The following is a 19,790-nucleotide window of genomic DNA, read 5'->3' on the forward strand; positions in this document are numbered from 1 at the left end:
AGTAATTAAGAAGGAGATAGTATGAAAAGAGTTTTAGCAAATATTCTTGTTGGGGTTATAGCTGTGTCAAGTATTCTGCAGGGGCAGGTGGTTTGTGCTGCGGAGGAAACAGAGATAATCGGATCAGTATCTGATGGAAATGCTGAGGAAAATATTTACGGTGAAAACTCTGCTACAGCAGATGCTGCAGAGTCAGGTAGTTCCGAAGATACCGATATTGCTGAAGACGGACTGGAACAGGATGAACCTACTGTATCTGACGGAAATGCTGATTCTGATGATCTGGACGATCCTGAACCGGAAGTATCATCAGGTGATGCCGGCGAGGACGATACTGATGCGCCATTGCAGAGCCCTGAATTTAAGTATGAAGCTGAAATTGACGGCTACTATTTTGCCTTGAGTGCTGATGAGAATATTCTTCCTGAGGGTACGGAGGTTCAGATAGATAAACTCACGGAAGACGAAGAAAAAGCGGCAGAGGATGAGATTCAGAATATGTCTGAGACAAGTGTCATTGAGACAGATTCTTTTGACATTAAGCTGTTTGACGCTGAGGGCGAAGAAATCCAGCCTGAAGATGGAGATGTTCATATTTCAGTAAAACTCCCCGAGGAGAAGTCCTATTCAATGGAAGGCTGCGGCGGAGGTGCGCAGTTCAAGATATATCATTTTCATGAGGATGATAAAGCTGCTCTTGAAACCGAGGTGAAGGAAGAAGATTCTGATATAGCGCTTCCTGATGAGGATGACACGGAAGTATATGTGGATGAGTCTAATATTGATCCCGAAACACATGAACTGAAGAGCAAGAATGAAGTACATGCCATAAATGCCGGTGCTTTCGAGGAACCTGAGTATCTGAAGGAGTATACGCTTGAATGTGATACTGAGAGTTTTTCAATTTTTTCAATTGCGCTGCTGACAAAATATGCATATGATCCAACATTATCAAATGGGGAGCATGTCTATAATTTGTCCGGAAGAGCCGAGCTGAAATCAGATTTCAGAGGGCTGGTAAATGGTGCCCTGAGAGATGCATGGGATAACTATGAGGAGGATTCTTCGTATAAATCAAGAGTTATTATTCCGGAGGGAACCTATGCGTTATCAGATGTGCTTCGTATTGGCAGCAATACAACACTGGAGATGAATGGCGTAACAATTAAAAATGGCTATGGCAGAATGCTTACAACTACCCTTAAGGGAAAGAATAAGCGAGGCGCAGGCGGATATGCAGATTATCAGAACATTACTCTTATCGGTGGATGTTGGGATGCTGAAGGATATGAGAAGGTTCCTGTAAGATTTGCTCATATGACAGGTCTTACAATTAAAAATGTGACTTTTGAAGATTCTGCTGCAACGCATACGCTTGAGATTGGTGCATGTAAGGATGTTGAAGTCAGTGGATGTGTCTTCCAGAATACAAGACATTCCAGTGCTGAATTGGAAGCCTTTCAGATAGATGTACTCCATGAATATGGCGGAGGATCAGATGACGATGATGAGAACTCCGATGATACGGGATATACTATGAAATACCATCCCGATCAGGTATATGATGATACCTGCTGCGAGAATGTAAGAGTAACAGGCTGTACCTTCAGAAATCTGAAAAGAGGATTTGGAAGCCATGGAGCGCTGGTTGGTAAATATTATTACCAGAATATATATGTAAGCAACTGTACTTTTGACAATATTACAAATACAGCTATCATGTGCACTATGTGGAAAGATTCTGCTATTACAGGAAATACCTTTACTAATGTAGGAAGAGGTGTGGATACGACTACCTATTCCTGGTATACACATTATCCGGACGAGCATGAAAGCAAGAAGGCTTTGGGATATGAAGCTAATCTGACGATTTCGGGAAACCGGTTTTCAATCGGAGGAGGTGACAGGGATAGCGCTACACTTGCGGCAATTCTAGTAAGTGGATACCACAGCTCCAATGAGGGTGATGACTATCCTTCAGGAACTTACGCTCCCACAGGCTTTACAATTACTGATAATACCATTACAGGCTACAGTGATTGGGGAAGTTACAATGAAAACAATATTTATGCTGATATTTATGTTCTCTATGCCAATGGTGTGACTGTAGCAAGAAATAAACTGGAGTACGGAAAATATGGTGTACTGGTACAGAGCAGTAGTGAAGCGTCTTCAATAAATAATAATGATTTTTCATCTAACGATGCTGCATCCATTGCTGTAAGAAATGGTGGAACCATATCAGATATGTATGATAACAATCTTTTAGGTGCTGCTCCGTATGTTTTGTATGCAGATAATGAATCAAACTGTAATGGAAGAATCAGTTCAAGCATCAAGATGGGCGCGGGTGAAAAAGTAAGGCTAACCCATGATGCTTTTCCTAAGGTTACATCAGATCTGGCCAACATAGAGGGACTCAGATATAAATCTTCAAAGAAGGCTGTTGTAAAGGCCGGTAGTACCAAGCTATCAGCCAAGAAGAAGGGAAAAGCGTATGCTAGGGCTGCATGGCAGCGCGGAAACGGCACAGTAACTGTAGAAATGGCTGTGCAGGTAAAGAAGGCTCCGTCTAAGCTCAAACTTGGTAAGAAGACGGTGACAATTGCGAAGGGCGAGAAATATCAGCTTAATCCCAGGGTGAATACAGCCTGCAACACGTATACTTATAAGTCTTCAAATAAAAAGATTGCAAAGGTTAATAAGAACGGACTTATAACAGCTAAGAAAAAAGGAACTGTGACGATTACGGTTACCACGTATAATAAGGTGTCGAAGACTATTAAGGTTAAGGTAAAGAAATAAGAGGTATAAAAATGCAGGGAATAATTCTGGCTGCCGGCATGGGCAAGCGCCTGAAATTTTTAACAAATGATAATACAAAGTGCATGGTGAAGGTTAATGGTGTCACCATGATAGAACGAGCGCTCAGGATCCTTGACAGAAAGCATCTGTCCAAGATTGTGATAGTTGTGGGATATAAGGGACAGGAGCTCATGGATTATATCGGAACCCTTGATATAAAGACGAAGATAGTTTTCATAAATAATCCTGTTTACAACAAGACTAACAATATCTACTCTCTGGCGCTTGCAAAGGAATACCTTTGTTCCGAGGATACGCTGCTGCTGGAATCGGATCTTGTATTTGAGGAGAGTGTTATCGACACAATTCTCAGTGATAAGAGAGAAAATCTGGCGCTTGTTGATAAGTTTGAGAGCTGGATGGACGGAACCTGCATGGAGCTTGATGATGTTGACTGCATCACTAACTTCATTCCCGGGAAATACCTGAAATTCTCTGAAAAGGATAACTACTACAAGACGGTTAATATCTATAAATTCAGCGCATCGTTTTCAATGAATACCTATGTACCATTTCTTACGGCATATGAAAAAGCAATGGGTGAAAACGAGTATTACGAATCTGTAATCAAGCTTATATCCCTTCTTGAGACAAGAGAGATACGTGCAAAGAGACTGGATGGTCAGATTTGGTACGAGATAGATAACATTCAGGATCTCGATATAGCGGAGTCGCTGTTTTCCGAATCTGATGAGGAGCATTTTAAGAAGATATCCGCACGTTATGGTGGCTATTGGAGATACCCTAAGCTCCTGGATTTTTGCTATCTTGTAAATCCGTATTATCCGCCAAAGAAGATGATAGAAGAGATGAAGTCGAACTTCACTGAGCTGCTTACACAATATCCTTCCGGGATGGCAGTTAATTCCCTGTGCGCGGCAAGTGCTTTTGGAGTAAGGCAGCATCATATAGTTATTGGAAACGGAGCAGCAGAGCTGATTAAGAGTCTTATGGAAAAGCTGCTGGCGGATCCTGACAGGAAAATCGGGTGCATTTATCCTACTTTCGAGGAATATCCAAACCGCTTTGACAGGGATAGGATTGTAAGCTTTGTATCCACAGCTGATGATTATCACTATACAGAAGCTGATCTTATGGAATTCTATAAGGATAAGGATATCAGTGCTCTTGTTCTGATAAATCCGGATAATCCCAGCGGAAGCTATATTAATCACGATGGACTCTTGAAGCTTATAGACTGGGCAAAGGAAAAAGGAATAATCCTTATAATTGATGAGAGTTTTGTGGACTTTGCAGATATCCCGGAGGCTAAAGGAATTGACAGTGTTACTCTTTTGAAGGAGAGTATCCTTAGTCTCTATGAGAAGCTGTATGTGGTAAAGAGTATATCGAAATCCTACGGGGTTCCCGGAGCAAGACTTGGAGTGCTTGCAAGCAGTGATGAAGAGACTATAAGCTTTATCAAGAAGGATGTTGCCATTTGGAATATTAATTCCTTTGGTGAGTTTTTCATGCAGATAAAGGAAAAGTATGATAAGGACTACTTTAAGTCTCTTGAGAAGATGAGAATGGCGAGAGCAGCACTTTTTAAGGAGCTTGAGGCAATTCCCTATATTACTCCCTTCCCGTCACAGGCTAACTACATCATGTGCAGACTTTCTGATGTAAATTCCGGGGAGCTTGCAAGGAGACTACTCAGGGAGAATATTTTCATAAAAGATCTGACGCCCAAGATTAAGGACGGTAATCAGTACCTGAGAATAGCAGTGAGAGATGAGGCGGATAATAAGAAGCTTGTAAATGCTCTTAAGCGTTACATGAAGGAAAAAATGAAATGATAATGGCGTTATATATAGACCCGGGCACAGGCAGCATACTGTTTGCAGTGCTTATAGGTATTCTCGGGGCTATAAGATATGTAATCAGAATCGGAATAGTTAAGCTGAAGTTCATGCTTAGCGGCGGTAAAAAAGTGGATAACAATGGTGAGGTCATCCCTTTTGTTATATATTCCGACAATAAACGATATTGGAATGTGTTTGAACCGATCTGCAGAGAGCTTGACAGGAGAGGGATGAAGGTCCTTTATATGACGCAGTCCCCGGATGACCCGGCTCTTAATAACCCCTATGAAAATATAAAGGCAGAGTTTATCGGAGAAACAAACAAAGCTTTTGTCAGACTCAATTTCCTTGAGGCGACAATGCTCCTTTCAACTACACCGGGACTCGACGTTTATCAGTGGAAAAAGTCCAAGGGAGTTAAGCATTATTGCCATATTCTCCATGCGGCAGGTGAAGTTGTGCTATACAGAATGTTTGGTATAGATTACTATGATTCACTTCTTTTGTCCGGAGAATATCAGGTAGAGGAAGTCAGACAGCTTGAGAAAATGAGGAATCTTCCTGCTAAGGAGTGCTATGTTGTTGGGCTTCCTTACATGGATGAGATGGTAAGGAGACTTAAGGAAAGCGGACCCAGTGAGCCTCATGAGAGAACGGTACTACTTGCTCCGTCCTGGGGTCCCAGCGCTATTTTTTCAAAGTTTGGCGGAGACATTATAGGTAAGCTACTGGATACCGGTTATCATGTAATTGTCCGTCCACATCCCCAGTCGTTTGTATCTGAGAAGGAAATGCTTGATAAGATAATGGAAAAATATCCTGAGTCAGACAGACTGGAGTGGAACAGAGATGTAGATAATTTTGAAGTGTTAAAGAGAGCAGATATTCTGATTTCTGATTTTTCAGGAGTTACCTTCGATTTTGCGCTTGTCTATGATAAGCCTATTATCTATGCAGATACTGAATTTGATACGGCGCCTTATGATGCATGGTGGCTTAAAAAAGAGGTTTGGACGCTTACAGCACTACCCAGAATCGGTATGAAACTTGAGGAAAACAATATGGACAGCCTCAAGGAGATGATCGATACCTGTATAGAGGATCCAAAGTTTGCAGAGGGAAGAAAAGAAGTTCGCTCCGAGACCTGGTGCTATTATGAGGAAGGCACCAGGAGGACAGTAGACTGGCTTATGAATAAGTACGAGGAGCTGTCGAAGGAAGATAAACAGGAAACAGAAAAATGAGTATTTCGGAAATAATTTATACACTTCTTATAAGACCACTCAGGGTATTTTTTGAGCTGGTCTTTATAACTGCCAACAAAGTCATCGGGAATCCCGGTCTTTCAATCATAGCACTCAGTCTTGCCATCAATTTCCTTGTCCTGCCGCTTTATAAGAGGGCGGATGCAGTTCAGGAGGAGGAAAGGGATATAGAGGCAAAGCTCCATGACGGTATTGCTCATATAAAGAAGACCTTCAAGGGCGACGAGCGCATGATGATGCTCCAGACCTACTACAGACAGAATGATTACAGACCTACTGACGTTTTTAAGGGTTCTATTTCTCTTTTTTTGGAGATACCCTTTTTTATAGCAGCGTATCAGTTTTTATCGAATCTTTGGATTTTAAAAGGTGTCTCCTTTGGGATAATATCTGACCTCGGAGCACCGGATAATCTTATTAAGATCGGGGCATTGGGGATAAATCTTCTTCCAATACTTATGACCGGAATAAACCTTATATCTTGTGCGATTTTTACAAAAGGATATCCCTTAAAAACCAAGGTTCAGCTATATTCCATGGCGGTGTTTTTCCTTATCTTTTTGTATGATTCACCGTCAGGACTGGTATTTTACTGGACACTGAACAATCTGTTTTCACTTATTAAGACGATTTTCTACAAGCTGAAGAATCCGAGAAAGGTTCTTAGCATTTTATTCGCAGCAATCGGTGCTGTGGCTTTTGTTTATGGGGTTTTGTTTTATCAAAGCGAACATATCAAGCATAAGATTCTTATTATCGTGCTTGGTGTATGCTGCATGATTCCGTTCTTTATAATGCTTCTTAAGAAGAAAAAGAGCGACGTCGTAAGGCTGAGTAAGGATAAGCCTAATGCCAGACTTTTCTGGGCAGGCGCTTTTTACATGGTGGTGCTGGTGGGACTTGTCATTCCTTCAGCAGTTATTAAGTCATCACCTCAGGAGTTTGTGGATCTTAACTATTATGTTAATCCCCTTTGGTATGTAGTCAGCTCACTTTGTCTTGCAACAGGCGCGTTTGTGATATGGATGGGAGTATTTTACTGGCTTGCAGGAAAAGAGTTCAGACCTTTTTTTGATAAGCTTATTGTGGTTGTGAGCGGTGTGGCTACAGTTGATTACATGTTTTTTGGAAACAAACTGGGTACACTTACTGCAGATCTTGAGTATGAAGAGGGCTTTGAATTTCTTCTTTCCGAAAAACTGATTAACGTACTTATAGTTGCCATAGTTGTATTGATTTTTATATTGCTGGTAAAAAAGCTGCCGAAGCTGACTGCTTCAGTGATATCTGTTGCAGCCCTTGCGCTTGCGGTAATGGCCGGAAGCAACATGTTGAATATACAAAAGTCTATATCGCAGCTATCAGGTGCTGTAGCGGATGCGCAGGCTGACAGACCCAGCTTCAACCTCAGCAGGAATGGGAAAAATGTTATTGTGATCATGCTCGACAGAGCCATGAATGCGTATATTCCTTACATTATGAATGAAAAGCCTGAGCTGAGAGAGGTATATTCGGGCTTTACATATTATTCCAACACGATATCCTTTGGCCCCTGCACAAACTTTGGAGCTGCGCCGATTTTCGGAGGTTATGAGTACACACCGGAGGAGATGAACAAAAGGGATACGGAGCTTCTTGTGGATAAGCAGAACGAGGCACTTAAGGTTATGCCGGTCCTTTTTGATGAAAATGATTATGATGTCACAGTAATTGAGCCTCCTTATGCGGGATATCAGTGGACTCCTGATCTGTCGATTTATGATGAGTACCCTGATATAAAAGCTTACCATGCCAATGGTAAATTTATACCTGCAGAGCAGAAGGAGAGCAGCATAGAGCGCAGAAAAGAGGACTTTTTCTGCTACAGTCTTATGAAGGCTTCTCCACTTGTTGTACAGAACTCTCTATACAACAGTGGAAATTACAACAATTATGCAGATCCCTCAATCCCGGGAAAGCAGAAGAGACATGGCTTCCACGAGGCAACCGGAATCCTTGCCAAATGCATGGACAGCTACACTGTTCTGGAAAATCTGTCAGATATAACAACTGTTACTGATGAGGGTAATACCTTCCTTATGATGGCCAATGATACTACTCATGAGCCCATGCTGATGCAGGAGCCTGAGTATGTGCCTGCTGCAAATATAGACAATAACGAGTATGACGAAGATCATGCGGATAGATTCACATTGAATGGCGAGGAACTGCACTTTAAAAAGAGCTGGACTCTGGCACATTATGAAACAAACATGGCTGCGCTTTTGAGGATTGGTGAGTGGCTGCAGTACCTTAAGGATGAAGGCGTCTATGATAATACCAGGATTATTATCACAGCAGACCATGCGAGAGGCTTGGGGCAGCTTGATAATCTGGTGCTTGACGATGGAAGTAATTTCCTTCTGGATGCGGAGTTCTACTATCCGCTTTTACTGGTAAAGGATTTTGGCGCAGAGGGTGAGCTTACAACCTGTGAGGACTTTATGACTAACGCGGATACACCGACTATTGCAGTTAGTGATATCATCGACAATCCTGTTAATCCCTTTACAGGAAAAGAAATCAACAACAATGAGAAATATGCTCATGACCAGTATGTCCTTGCTTCTCATCAGAATGATGTTTCAGTTAACTGTGGGACACAGTTTCTGCCTGACATGTGGCTTGCGGTACACGATGACATGAGGAAGAAGGAAAACTGGAAGATATTGACGGAAAAGGACGTAATGCCATATTGATGAAAATGTTTTTTATGGATGCTAAAGGGGAGAAAGACAAATCCCATATGGAGAGTAGAATAAAGCCGACTATTATAACCGCATTAATAGCGGCTTTTTCTGCAGCCCTTTTATTTTTGATGCTGTGTTTTGTACTTCATATCACGCCTTTTGGGGATAAAACTTTTTTGTATGAGGATATGAAGCAGCAGTATGTGGATTTTTTTGCATACTATAGTAATGTATGGCATGGTAAGGATGGATTCTTTTATTCAAAAAACTGCGGACTGGGAGCTGATATGCTTGGGATATGGGCATATTATCTGACAAGTCCGTTTCTTTTTATGTTCGTTTTTATTCCGGATGTTTATTATGCAACTGCTGTGACTTTTCTGATCATGTTGAAAATTGCAGCGGCTACGGGGACAACTTCAGTGTTTTTTTCATATGTTCAGCAATCGTTTTTTTATCTGAAAAAGAATGCTTTGGATAAGAGTGGTTCAAATATCCTTGTTTCAGTTGCGTTTGCCTTTAGCGGCTGGATGATTGCCAACATGACTAATATCATGTGGCTTGATGCAGTTATCATGATGCCTGTCGTACTTATTGGCTTTTTCAAAATGATGCGTGGAGAAAAGAAGGGAAGTGTTGTATACATTGTCTCAGTGATGTTTATGGTTGTAATGAATTACTATATTGCGGCCATGATTATGATGTTCCTGGGAGTATTTGCAGTACTTATGGTGCTTTTTGGAACAGGTGAGCTTATATGCTCTGAAAATGCTGTAACTGACAGTGATTTGAGTTTTGGAACGAGAGCAGCTAAGTTCCTTAAGTTTATCGCAGCAACTCTGGGAAGTCTTGTTCTTGACGCCTGGTTTTTAGTGCCTACAGTAAGATCCCTCATGGGAAGTAATAAGGACCATCTTGGTGATAATGCAGGTGCTTTGGATGGTTATTTACCCTCATCAGAAGCAGTTGGTAAGTTTATATCTCCTTTTTCAGTAATTCCAAAGCTCTTTTCCATGAGCTATGATTCCCTGGAAATCATGGAAGGAATGCCCAATATATACTTTGGCGCGGTGCTGATAATTCCATGCATTATTTTCTTTCTCAACGAAAAGATAAACAAAAAGATTAAGCAGCTGATGGGAGCATTTCTCTTTGTGATTATGATGTTTTTTTCCATAAAGCCTCTTAATACCCTGGCGCATGGAGGAACAGAGGCATATGGATATTTGTACAGGTATTCATTCATTTTTTCCTTTGTATGTCTGATGCTTGTTTATCTTTGTCTTGCGAATATTGACGGGATAAAAACAAAATCTGTTTTGATGTCCGGAGCGATTGCATTTGCGTTAGCTATTGTCGGGTTCCTTTCCAAGCCTGGATTTATGAGTTTAAAGGCATGGATTGTTAATGTTTTCATTTTGATTTTTGCAGTAGCTATATTGGTGATTTATGTCCAATTTCATGATGGGGATAAGGCAGGAACAGAAGCCAAAAAGGTTGGGGATGATACTTGTAATAATGCAACATGCATCAGCTCAAAAATACTAATGGGAATGCTGACGGTGGTATTTGTATTGGTGATTATTACAGATATTTCTATGAACTTTATTTCAATATATAGAAATTCATCCATGAATGCGGAGACGGTTTCAGGGTACATGGCTAAATGCAGGGAAACTGAAGAAAGATTGGAAGCTATAAATCAGTTGACTAAAGAAGAAACAGGGGTTGCATACCGTATAGAATCACTTTCGCCCAGAACTCCTAATGATGCGTTGCACTATGGATATCCCGGTACAACTACATACAACAGTCTCTTAAAGATTCAGAACAGACTTTTCATGTATAAGCTTGGATTTAATGATAACGGACTTTACACAAGCTATGATGATAATAATACCGAATGTGCGGATGCTATTCTTGGTATCAAATATATTCTTAAAAGTGATGGCAGACAGGGACAAAACATAAACGATGTAGGCATACTGAAGGAGGGACAAACGACATTATCCAAATGTGTGACGGAGAATCTTAATGTACTTTCTGCTGAGTATATATCGGATGAGAAGATTCCTGCTCTGCTTGAGCTAATTAAGGATGCACAGAATCCTTTTGAGGCTCAGGAGATTTTGTGGAATGAGTTCACCGGAAGAGAGGATACGATATTTGAGGCGGCAGAATGCGAGAGGATTGAAGCCGGGTTTAAAGAAAATTCAGCTGAAGATACTGAAGATAGCGGTATGATTGTCAGATATAAGGTTCGCTCTGCTGCTGATGGAGAATTATATTTCTATATGAATCGTGATAAGTCGGAAGAAAGATCCCTTGCTGTTTATGTAAACGATGTGTTAGTAAGCGGTTATGGAAACGCATCATGTCAGAAAGTTCTGAATCTTGGGTATTATAGTGAGGGCGAAGAACTGGAGCTTATAATAGAAGAATACGATGGATTCAGAAGTCTTCCATCAGAGCCTGTTGTTGTGACCGAGCTGGCAGAGAAGTTGAGGGTCAGGTAGGCTGAGGGTTGAATAATATACCTGGCTATGTAGAATTCACACTTTGAACAACTTTCTAAAAAAAATATAAAATTTTTTTTGAAATAGGGGTTAAGTTTTAAAGGTGTCAGACCGATATTATTATCGGTGGGGAAGAAATGACACAACACCTTGGGCTTTCTAAAGTATTACTACAAGATAGGGTATTCCGGAATGGTTATCTACAATATAGAGCCTTCCGGGGGAGCGTTTGGAGGACGAGTTAAAAATCAATTGATTTTTTTTCATAAACCCTCTAAAGTAAAATTAAAATACGCCGATAAATGTAGTAGAACTAAAGAAATTCTCCAAGGAAGGAGGAAACGATATGCGTATAGAAGCTTACAGCCAGATTCAACAAGTTTATGGCACCAGCAAAGTGAATAAGACCGCAAAGACTCAGAAGTCAGGTAGTGTTTCTGATTCTCTTAAGATTTCTTCAATCGGAAAGGATATTCAGATTGCTAAGCAGGCTGTGAAAGAGGCTCCGGATGTCAGGGAGGACGTTACGGCACCTATCAAGAGTGCAATTAAGAACGGAACATATGACGTTAGCGGAGAGGATTTTGCAGATAAGCTCCTCGCTAAACTCAGCGAATCATTATAAGGCTAATCTTATATGAAAATAATATATGGAAACTATTAGAGCCGGCTTAATCAAACGGTTTAAGCTCCGACGGTCATTAGGCAGGCTCTATAACTTTGCCCTTTTTTAGGTCTGGCGAGTGAAGCGAGAGCAGATATTCCTTATTAGCCAGTCACCTGACGAAGTTATAGGGAGGTAGCATCATGGCAAGTTTATTGGAAAATCTTGTTGATGTTCTTGACAGAGAATGTGCATTATATGAGAGACTCCTGGAGTTGTCGGGTAAGAAGACACCTGTCATTGTTGACAGAGATCTGAAGAAGCTGGCAAAGATTACAGAGGATGAGCAGGCGGTTGTATCCCTCATTTCAGCGGTGGATAAGGAACGCGAAGCAGTGATGAACAGCATAGCGGACGTTATCGGTGAAAAGGGAAATAACCTGAAGCTTACAGAGCTTGTCGATATGCTGAATTCAAGACCTAATGAGCAGAGGAGTCTTGCAATTCAGAGAGATAAGCTTAAAACAGTTTCTTCCAATGTTCAGAGAGTTAATGATCAGAATCAGATACTGCTGCAGAGTTCGCTTGAGATGGTGCAGTATGAGATGAACATTATTCAGTCTGCAAGACGTGCACCTGAGACTGCAAATTATACCAGACGTGGTGGATCCAGAGGCGATCTTATTGGTATAGCGCCTACGGGCAGATTCGATGCGAAGCAGTGATGGAACTGTGAAGATAGAGAGCACAATGTAGTCACGAAGATACACTGTATAGTTGCGAAATATGCTATTCAGGAATGAAGATTCACTATGCAGGTATAAAAATACACTATGTAATTATGAGGGAGAGGGATAGTGTATTTTCTATAAGGATTGATCGGTATTGTTATTTTGTACCGGTCAATTTTTTTATGGTTTTATGTGTCCAGACAATATTTTAATACGTTGAAAATTACTTGGGAGATGTACAGGAATTATTGGGAAATATAACATTTTTACTCAGTAAATATAAGATAAACCCCAAACCTGCCGATACATTATATGAATGATAATCCCCTCATCGTGCGCGATAGCACAGGAGCAGATGAGGATTCATACAACGAGGTGAACACATGGCGTCTTTAATGGGAAGTTTATATATTGGAGCATCAGGATTACAGACATCACAGAATGCGCTGAATACTACAGCTCACAATATGTCAAATATTGACACAGAAGGTTATACAAGGCAGCAGGTTTCACAGGGCACTCGCCCTTACATCACCACTGAAAAAGATTTCAGAGTAATATCCTGGAAACAGACCGGTCTCGGTGTTGTTTACAACAACTGTAAGCAGGTCAGAAGCTTGTTCCTGGATCAGAGTTATCGCCAGGAGACAGGCAGAGAAGCCTTCTATGATGTGTCTGTTACGACGCTCGAGGAGATTGAGGACCAGCTTCAGGAAATGAACGGCACGGAGTTTGCTGAGTCTTTAAATGACTTATGGGTTGCAGTTCAGGAAATGAGTAAGAATCCTACTTCCGCAGTTAATCAGAGTACGCTGGTAACAAGAGCAAATGAGTTCATCATAAGAGCAAAGAGTGTATATGAAGGCTTTACCAATTATCAGGACAACATGGATCTTAAGGTAGCAAGCCTTGTTGAAGAGATAAACGGAATTGGTGACAGAATTAAAGAGCTTAACCTCGAGATAGTAAAAATAGAATCAGGACATCAGGAACATGCGAACGACCTTAGGGATGAGAGAAATCTTCTTCTCGACAGACTGGGAGAGCTTGGAAAAATAAGCTACTACGAAGATGTTTTTGGCAATGTCCTCGTACAGTTCGAAGGAACACAGTTTGTAACAACAGATCATGTAAACCATATGGCATGTGATAATGAGCTTCCTGCAGATAAGGGTGGAAGTGCAGTAGGATATAACACTCCTTATTGGGAGTTTGCAGCTAAAAAAGAATACGATGAAAGCAGAGGAGAATGGGTAGTAGCTGATATCAGAGGAGCTAAAGTATTTGACCTCACACAGACAATCTCAACTGCAATGAATACTGATGTCGGAAAGCTTCGCTCAACACTACTTGCAAGAGGTGATCATCACGCAAACTATCACGATATTACTGAGGATGGCACAGGAGTTTACTACAACACAAATATTGCTAAGTCAGTCATCATGAATGTGGAAGCGGAATTTGATCAGATGATCAAAAATATTTGTACCGCGATAAATCAGGTATTTGAAGAAGCAGGAAGCAATCCTGTAACTCTTGGGGAAGTAGAGGGCTTTACTTCTGACTATGATTTATTCAAGTGCCTTGATGAAGAGGATTGCCTCAATTACGATATTGACGAAAATCACAAAGCAGGAACAGTACAAAGAGGCTTCACAACTACTAATATTGCAGTGAATTCGATATATCTTCAGGAACCCACAGCAATGAAGTTCCTTCTTGCAGATGGAAGTGAGGATCAGGTCACAGTTGAAAAGCTCAAGGATGCATTCACAACAGCGAAGTATGTTATCAATCCTAATGTAGCAACAAAGACAGATTTCACCGGATATTACAATATGCTGGTTTCACAGGTTGCAAACTCCGGAGATGTTTATAAGGGAATCAGAGATAATCAGGAGCTCACTGTTAGTGCTGTAGGAAATGCAAGAGAGCAGATAGTCGGAGTTTCAAGTGATGAAGAGCTTGAGCACATGATAGAGTTCCAGAATGCATTTAATGCATCCAGCAGATATATAAATGTGGTAAGCGAGATGCTGGAGCACGTAGTAACAGCACTGGGAAGCTAACCCCTCATCCGGCGCTTCGCGCCACCTTCCCCCCAAGGGGAAGGCATAAAGGAAGGGGCTATATAATAAAGCCTTCCCCTTGGGGGGAAGGCATAAAGGAAGGGGTTATATAATAAAGCCTTCCCCTTGGGGGGAAGGCATAAAGGAAGGGGTTATATAATAAAGCCTTCCCCTTGGGGGGAAGGCATAAAGGAAGGGGCTATATAACAAAGCCTTCCCCTTGGGGGGAAGGTGGCACGAAGTGCCGGATGAGGGGAACCTCAGAAAGGACCAAGACACATGCCTTCAACATTTTTCGGATTAAACATAGCTGCATCAGGACTCAGGGCAGCGAATGCAGCACTCAACACAACTGCAAACAACATAGCGAATGCCAACACTGAGGAGTACAGCCGCCAAAAGGTAAACCAGAGAGCAACCGATGCTCTCAGAGTTTTCACAACCTACGGATGCGCAGGTGCAGGTGTAGATACCATCTCAATAGAGAGAGTGCGCGATGAGTTCTATGATGTGAAGTACAGAACAAACGAAACCCTTCTTGGAAGAGTTTCTCAGAGATATTACTTCAATCAGCTGACACAGGAGTACTTCAAGGACGATGGTGTCACAGGATTCTCAAGTCTTTTCACAAAGATGCAGTCTGCACTTCAGGATGTTATGAAGGCATCCGGCACAACAGAGTCCAAGGCAACCTTTGTTTCTTCGCTGTCACAGATAACGGACTATTTTAATCATATGTCCGAGTCATTACAGCAGCTTCAGAACGATATCAACCAGGAAATAAAAATGGACTGCGACACCATTAATTCCTATGCACAGCAGATATGCTCACTTAATGAACAGATAAATGTCATTGAGATGCAGGGATCAAGAGCAAACGAACTCAGAGACCAAAGAGATGAGCTTCTTGATAAACTTTCAAAAATTGTCGATATAGAGGTTAAGGAAACAAAAGTAATAGATGCAAGTAATCCCGAAAGAGAGACGGGAGCAACCAGACTGATCGTGAACATTGCAGGACAACAGCAGCTCCTTGATGATTATTCATACAGAAAGCTGGTCTGTGTTGCAAGAGAGGCAAATGAAACTGTAAATCAGAGCGATATGACCGGACTATATGATATCAAATGGGCGCCTTCAAATTTTAAAGATGGTGATGACACAAGTAAGCTGGATGTTTTTAGCCTTCAGAATAAGCTGATCGGTGGTGAACTTCAGGGACTTATCGATATGAGAGACGGTAACAACAGCTTCTACTTTAACGGTGAAGTAATAGACTCCATCAAAGATAAGAATACAGGACTCACAACCTGCACAATTAAGGTTACAGATTCGAACCTCATGGATATGTCAAAATGTACACTTCCACAGGCAGGAAAAATCGAGGTTGCAAGCAAGATATATTCCTATGAGGACTGGCAGTATGACGGAGGCGATACATATACTTTTATTCTCACAGCAGAAAGTACAAAGTCCACAACACCTCCAAAGGAAAGGACAGCGACTGTAGGAGCCGACTTTTCATATCAGGGAATACCGTACTACATGCAGCAAATGAATGAGTGGGTAAGAAGATTTTCAGAAAAAGTAAATGACATTATGGTGAAGGGATTCACATCTGATTCACTGGAAGGTTCTTATATACTTTCAGGAACCAACAACATGGATTCAAACTCACAGTTTTCATATCCCCAGCTGACTTCACTTTCAAATAATAAGGGCTACTACGAATTGACTGCAGGGAATTTCATTGTAACAAGAGAACTCAGATCAAATTCAGACCTTCTGGCAACCAAGATGGATGTTACTGAGGGAGAATCGGAATATAGGAATATTCAGGCACTGGGAGAATTTTTCTCAAAGGAAGATATTTTCCGAGGCGCAACAAGCGGAGAGTTCCTGGATAAGGTTCTCGGAGATGTGGCACTTAACACAAGTAATTCAGAAACACTTGAAAAGACCTACACAGCACTTGAAAAGACTATAGGTAACCAGAGACTCTCAGTAATGGGCGTTGATGAGGATGAAGAAGCATCCGCACTTGTTCAGTTTGAACACAGCTACACACTTAACTCCAAGATGATAAATACTTTAACACAGGTCTACGACAGACTTATCACTCAGACGGGCGTATAAGAGAGGAATTACCATGAGAATTACCAACAAAATCATGAACAACAACTCACTCTACAACATCAATAACAACAAAGTCGCAGAGGATGAGGTCAACACACAGATGGCTACAGGAAAAAAGATAGCAAGACCCTCTGATGACCCGGTTATTGCAATCAGAGCTTTGAGACTTCGCTCGACAGTAACCCAGCTGGATCAGTACTACGAGAAGAACGCGAAGGATGCAAAGAGCTGGATGGATGTTACGGAGGATGCGCTTTCGACTATAACGGATGTCCTCACCGATGCAATAGGTCTTGCCAACAGAGGCGCAAACAAGGATCTTACAATGGCGGATCTTACAACAATAGTTACACAGCTTGATGCACTTTCCAAAGAGTACTATTCGACAGGAAATGTGGATTACGCCGGACGCTATGTTTTCACAGGTTTTCGTACGGACACCACGCTATCATATGGACAGCCCACGACAGAGAATTTTACAGATATAAATGACGAGTTTAATGCTGAAAATGTCAGCAAATCAATTCGCACCTTAAATCTTCAGTATCTTGATGCAGGTAACATTCTTGATACAAATTTTGCCAGTAATTTTGTAAATGAAACAAAGGAAGATGATATTCGCGAGATTGATATAGGAAGAGTAAGACTTTCCTATGATAACCTTGACTATACAGAAGGTGATGGGAATAAGGCATATCTTAAGTACAGGGAAAATCTTCCCCAGGAAGCAACTTCATCAATTACAAATACACAGCTGACTTACTTTGATCTTAAATTTGTAAATTCGGAGGGGAAAGAGCAGGTAGCATATGTTCCTCTTTCAGATAAATATACTGTGAATGTAGGAAGATATCAGTGTACAGCAGAACGTGCGAGCCTTACAGATCCTGATAGAGGCTATATAATCAGCGTGACCGATCTATCAACTTATGAGATTTACCAGTTCGAAGTAAGTAAGGATGGAGTGCTCACTGATCAGGATGGTGACGGACAGTTCGATATCCCTACAGGTATTAAAAGTGCGATAGTATCAATGCACACTACAAGTGTATCATCAATTGAATTTTCGGATGGTGAAAATACAGATACGACAATACCTCTTCTGGGTCCTATTGGACAGGAGTATACAATTGATTTGGATAATGAATTTGTAGCAACGGTAAATGGTGATGGAACCTACACTATTGTGAAAGAAACTGACTACGATGAGTATGATAACAAGACACAGACAGTTCTGCAGGTGACAGATAACGGAACCATTCATTCATCCTATAAAGAGACCACAATACAGATTGACCCTGATCACATTCTGTATTCCACAACAACAGATGACGATATAGATGAAGCCTACAGAGAGTTAAATGGTGACTATGCACCAAAGAGAAGCGATTATGATTCAGGTGATCCGGTTAAGGACGAAGAGGATTTTGAGAATGCATACAAGGCATTTACAATGACCTATAACAACATGGTTTACTTCAATGCAAAAACCGGTGAGGTTTTACTCAATGATTATCTTACAGAGAAACTCTCATCACTTGCGTTTATACAAAATGCCAATACTATCGATGTGGTTTATGACAAAAAGGAATGGCAGGAGGGAGACATAAGACCTCAGAATCTGTTTTCCTGTGTTGATTCAGACGGAGTTATTTACAACGGTGGAAATGCTGCACACGAAATACAGTATGATGTGGGATATTCACAGAAGATTACAATCAACACTACTGCAAGCTCTGTTTTCACAACCACTGTAAAAAGAGATATATTTGACTTAACACAGATTCAGGAAAAGATAGAAGTGGTAAATACCACATTGACAACACTTAAGGATAAGCTTGCCGGACTTACAGATGAGAAAGAAAAACGTGCTGTCCAGAATGAGATAGATGCCTGCCAGAAGGCGTATGACAATCTCAGACAGAATATCCAGGAGGAGTTTGAGCACAAGATTACAAGCATACAGGCAGCTCTTGATAAGGCAAATGTGGCAGTTACGGATAATGGTACAAGAAGTAAGAGACTTGAGCTTATAAATTCAAGACTTCAGGATCAGACTACAACATTTAAGACATTGCAGTCAGATAATGAGGATGCGGATCTTGCAGAGACAGCAACCAATCTTGCAACAGCACAGCTGACCTACCAGGCAGCACTTATGGCAACCGGTAAGATAAGCAAGGATAGCCTTATGAACTACATCTAAAGCCTTTCCCCTCATCCGCCCTTCGGGCACCTTCCCCCCAAGGGGAAGGCAAAAAATGACTTCTCCTATGGGAAGAAAAGAAACTCTAAAGCCTTCCCCCCAAGGGGAAGGCAAAAAATAAATTCTCCTATGGGAAGAAAAGAAACTCTAAAGCCTTCCCCCCAAGGGGAAGGCAAAAAATAATTTCTCTTATGGGAAGAAAAGAAACTCTAAAGCCTTCCCCTTGGGGGGAAGGTGCCCGAAGGGCGGATGAGGGGATTTATAATAATTTTTCTTGCTAAATACCGTATATTTGCATACAATTATTAATAACAGAAAGTTCGAGGAAATGCGCGCTGCGCATTAGCATATTTTCATATGGAGGGGCACCAGAATGAAACTAAAAACCAGAATTTTCGGAGAGATTGAGATTGAGGACAGTAAGATAATAGAGTTCCCTAAGGGAATCATCGGTTTCCCGGATATGACTCAGTTTGCGCTGATGCATGATAAGGATAAGGAATCCAACAACATCAGATGGCTTCAGTCCCTGGACGATCCGGTTTTTGCTATGCCTGTTATGGATCCGCTTTATGTTAAGCCGGATTTTAATCCTGTTGTTCAGGAAGATAACATCAAGGATATCCTTCCGCTTGAGGATGAGGACCTCCTTATTCTTGTGACTGTTACGGTTCCTCAGGACATTACCAAGATGACAGTTAACCTTAAGGGGCCAATTATTATCAATTCGGGTAATTGCAAGGCTTGTCAGATCATCATTGACGATGATGATTATCCTGTTAAATACCCTATTTATGACTATCTTCAGAAACAGAAGGAAGCTGCTCAGAATTAATTTACTGGAAACTTCTGTTGGGAGCCAGG

11 protein-coding genes are annotated in these 19,790 nt (G+C 41.2%); all 11 read left to right on the forward strand.

Translation table 11 applies throughout. The annotated features are described in order from the left end of the window. The first annotated feature begins 21 nt into the window (after positions 1-21). The 11 genes from G602_RS31265 to fliW all read left to right on the forward strand — a co-directional run bounded on the left by G602_RS31265 (position 22) and on the right by fliW (position 19,761). Complete coding sequence (locus tag G602_RS31265; protein ID WP_026657094.1) at positions 22-2,805, forward strand: Ig-like domain-containing protein; 2,784 nt, start codon at positions 22-24, stop codon at positions 2,803-2,805. Positions 2,806-2,816: 11 nt separating this feature from the next. After that, complete coding sequence (locus G602_RS0100330; RefSeq protein ID WP_026657095.1) at positions 2,817-4,664, forward strand: aminotransferase class I/II-fold pyridoxal phosphate-dependent enzyme; 1,848 nt, start codon at positions 2,817-2,819, stop codon at positions 4,662-4,664. Continuing rightward, positions 4,661-5,914 carry a CDP-glycerol glycerophosphotransferase family protein gene (locus G602_RS0100335; RefSeq protein WP_026657096.1) on the forward strand — a complete coding sequence of 418 codons (1,254 nt, stop codon included), beginning with the start codon at positions 4,661-4,663 and terminating at the stop codon, positions 5,912-5,914. Before G602_RS0100330 ends, G602_RS0100335 begins: the two co-directional genes overlap by 4 nt. Beyond that, the gene (locus G602_RS0100340; protein ID WP_026657097.1) at positions 5,911-8,673 is read left to right on the forward strand and encodes a YidC/Oxa1 family membrane protein insertase; all 2,763 of its coding nucleotides are present in this window, start codon (positions 5,911-5,913) and stop codon (positions 8,671-8,673) included. The genes G602_RS0100335 and G602_RS0100340 overlap by 4 nt, the downstream gene beginning before the upstream one ends. Before the next feature lie 47 nt (positions 8,674-8,720). After that, positions 8,721-11,180: a YfhO family protein gene (locus tag G602_RS0100345; protein WP_207638165.1), complete on the forward strand. Its 2,460-nt coding sequence runs from the start codon at positions 8,721-8,723 to the stop codon at positions 11,178-11,180. 346 nt (positions 11,181-11,526) lie between these two features. Beyond that, positions 11,527-11,805, forward strand: coding sequence for a flagellar biosynthesis anti-sigma factor FlgM (gene flgM / locus G602_RS0100350; RefSeq protein WP_026657099.1), 279 nt, complete (start codon positions 11,527-11,529; stop codon positions 11,803-11,805). Between the two features lie 182 nt (positions 11,806-11,987). Then, entirely contained in the window at positions 11,988-12,509 is a 522-nt protein-coding gene (locus G602_RS0100355; RefSeq protein WP_044930703.1) for a flagellar protein FlgN, read from the forward strand. A 389-nt stretch (positions 12,510-12,898) separates the two neighbouring features. Then, positions 12,899-14,584, forward strand: a complete 1,686-nt coding sequence (flgK, locus tag G602_RS0100360) for a flagellar hook-associated protein FlgK (RefSeq protein WP_081675777.1) — start codon at positions 12,899-12,901, stop codon at positions 14,582-14,584. Positions 14,585-14,863: 279 nt separating this feature from the next. Then, positions 14,864-16,720, forward strand: a complete 1,857-nt coding sequence (gene flgK / locus G602_RS28415; RefSeq protein ID WP_026657103.1) for a flagellar hook-associated protein FlgK — start codon at positions 14,864-14,866, stop codon at positions 16,718-16,720. Positions 16,721-16,733: 13 nt separating this feature from the next. Further along, on the forward strand, positions 16,734-18,926 hold the full coding sequence (locus G602_RS28420) for a flagellin N-terminal helical domain-containing protein (protein WP_049944974.1): 2,193 nt from the start codon (positions 16,734-16,736) through the stop codon (positions 18,924-18,926). Between the two features lie 373 nt (positions 18,927-19,299). Beyond that, a complete protein-coding gene (gene fliW, locus G602_RS0100375) occupies positions 19,300-19,761 on the forward strand; it encodes a flagellar assembly protein FliW (RefSeq protein ID WP_026657104.1) in 462 nt (153 codons plus the stop codon). Positions 19,762-19,790 lie beyond the last annotated feature (29 nt).

This window comes from Butyrivibrio sp. AC2005, from assembly GCF_000424145.1.
In the GTDB taxonomy this organism is placed as follows: Bacteria; Bacillota; Clostridia; order Lachnospirales; family Lachnospiraceae; genus Butyrivibrio.

Coding starts and splice junctions, on each gene's coding strand:
- flgM (WP_026657099.1), top strand. CDS start 11,527: ATGCGTATAGAAGCTTACAGCCAGATTCAACAAGTTTATGGCACCAGC.
- G602_RS0100335 (WP_026657096.1), top strand. CDS start 4,661: ATGATAATGGCGTTATATATAGACCCGGGCACAGGCAGCATACTGTTT.
- G602_RS28420 (WP_049944974.1), top strand. CDS start 16,734: ATGAGAATTACCAACAAAATCATGAACAACAACTCACTCTACAACATC.
- G602_RS31265 (WP_026657094.1), top strand. CDS start 22: ATGAAAAGAGTTTTAGCAAATATTCTTGTTGGGGTTATAGCTGTGTCA.
- fliW (WP_026657104.1), top strand. CDS start 19,300: ATGAAACTAAAAACCAGAATTTTCGGAGAGATTGAGATTGAGGACAGT.
- flgK (WP_026657103.1), top strand. CDS start 14,864: ATGCCTTCAACATTTTTCGGATTAAACATAGCTGCATCAGGACTCAGG.
- flgK (WP_081675777.1), top strand. CDS start 12,899: ATGGCGTCTTTAATGGGAAGTTTATATATTGGAGCATCAGGATTACAG.
- G602_RS0100345 (WP_207638165.1), top strand. CDS start 8,721: ATGGAGAGTAGAATAAAGCCGACTATTATAACCGCATTAATAGCGGCT.
- G602_RS0100330 (WP_026657095.1), top strand. CDS start 2,817: ATGCAGGGAATAATTCTGGCTGCCGGCATGGGCAAGCGCCTGAAATTT.
- G602_RS0100340 (WP_026657097.1), top strand. CDS start 5,911: ATGAGTATTTCGGAAATAATTTATACACTTCTTATAAGACCACTCAGG.
- G602_RS0100355 (WP_044930703.1), top strand. CDS start 11,988: ATGGCAAGTTTATTGGAAAATCTTGTTGATGTTCTTGACAGAGAATGT.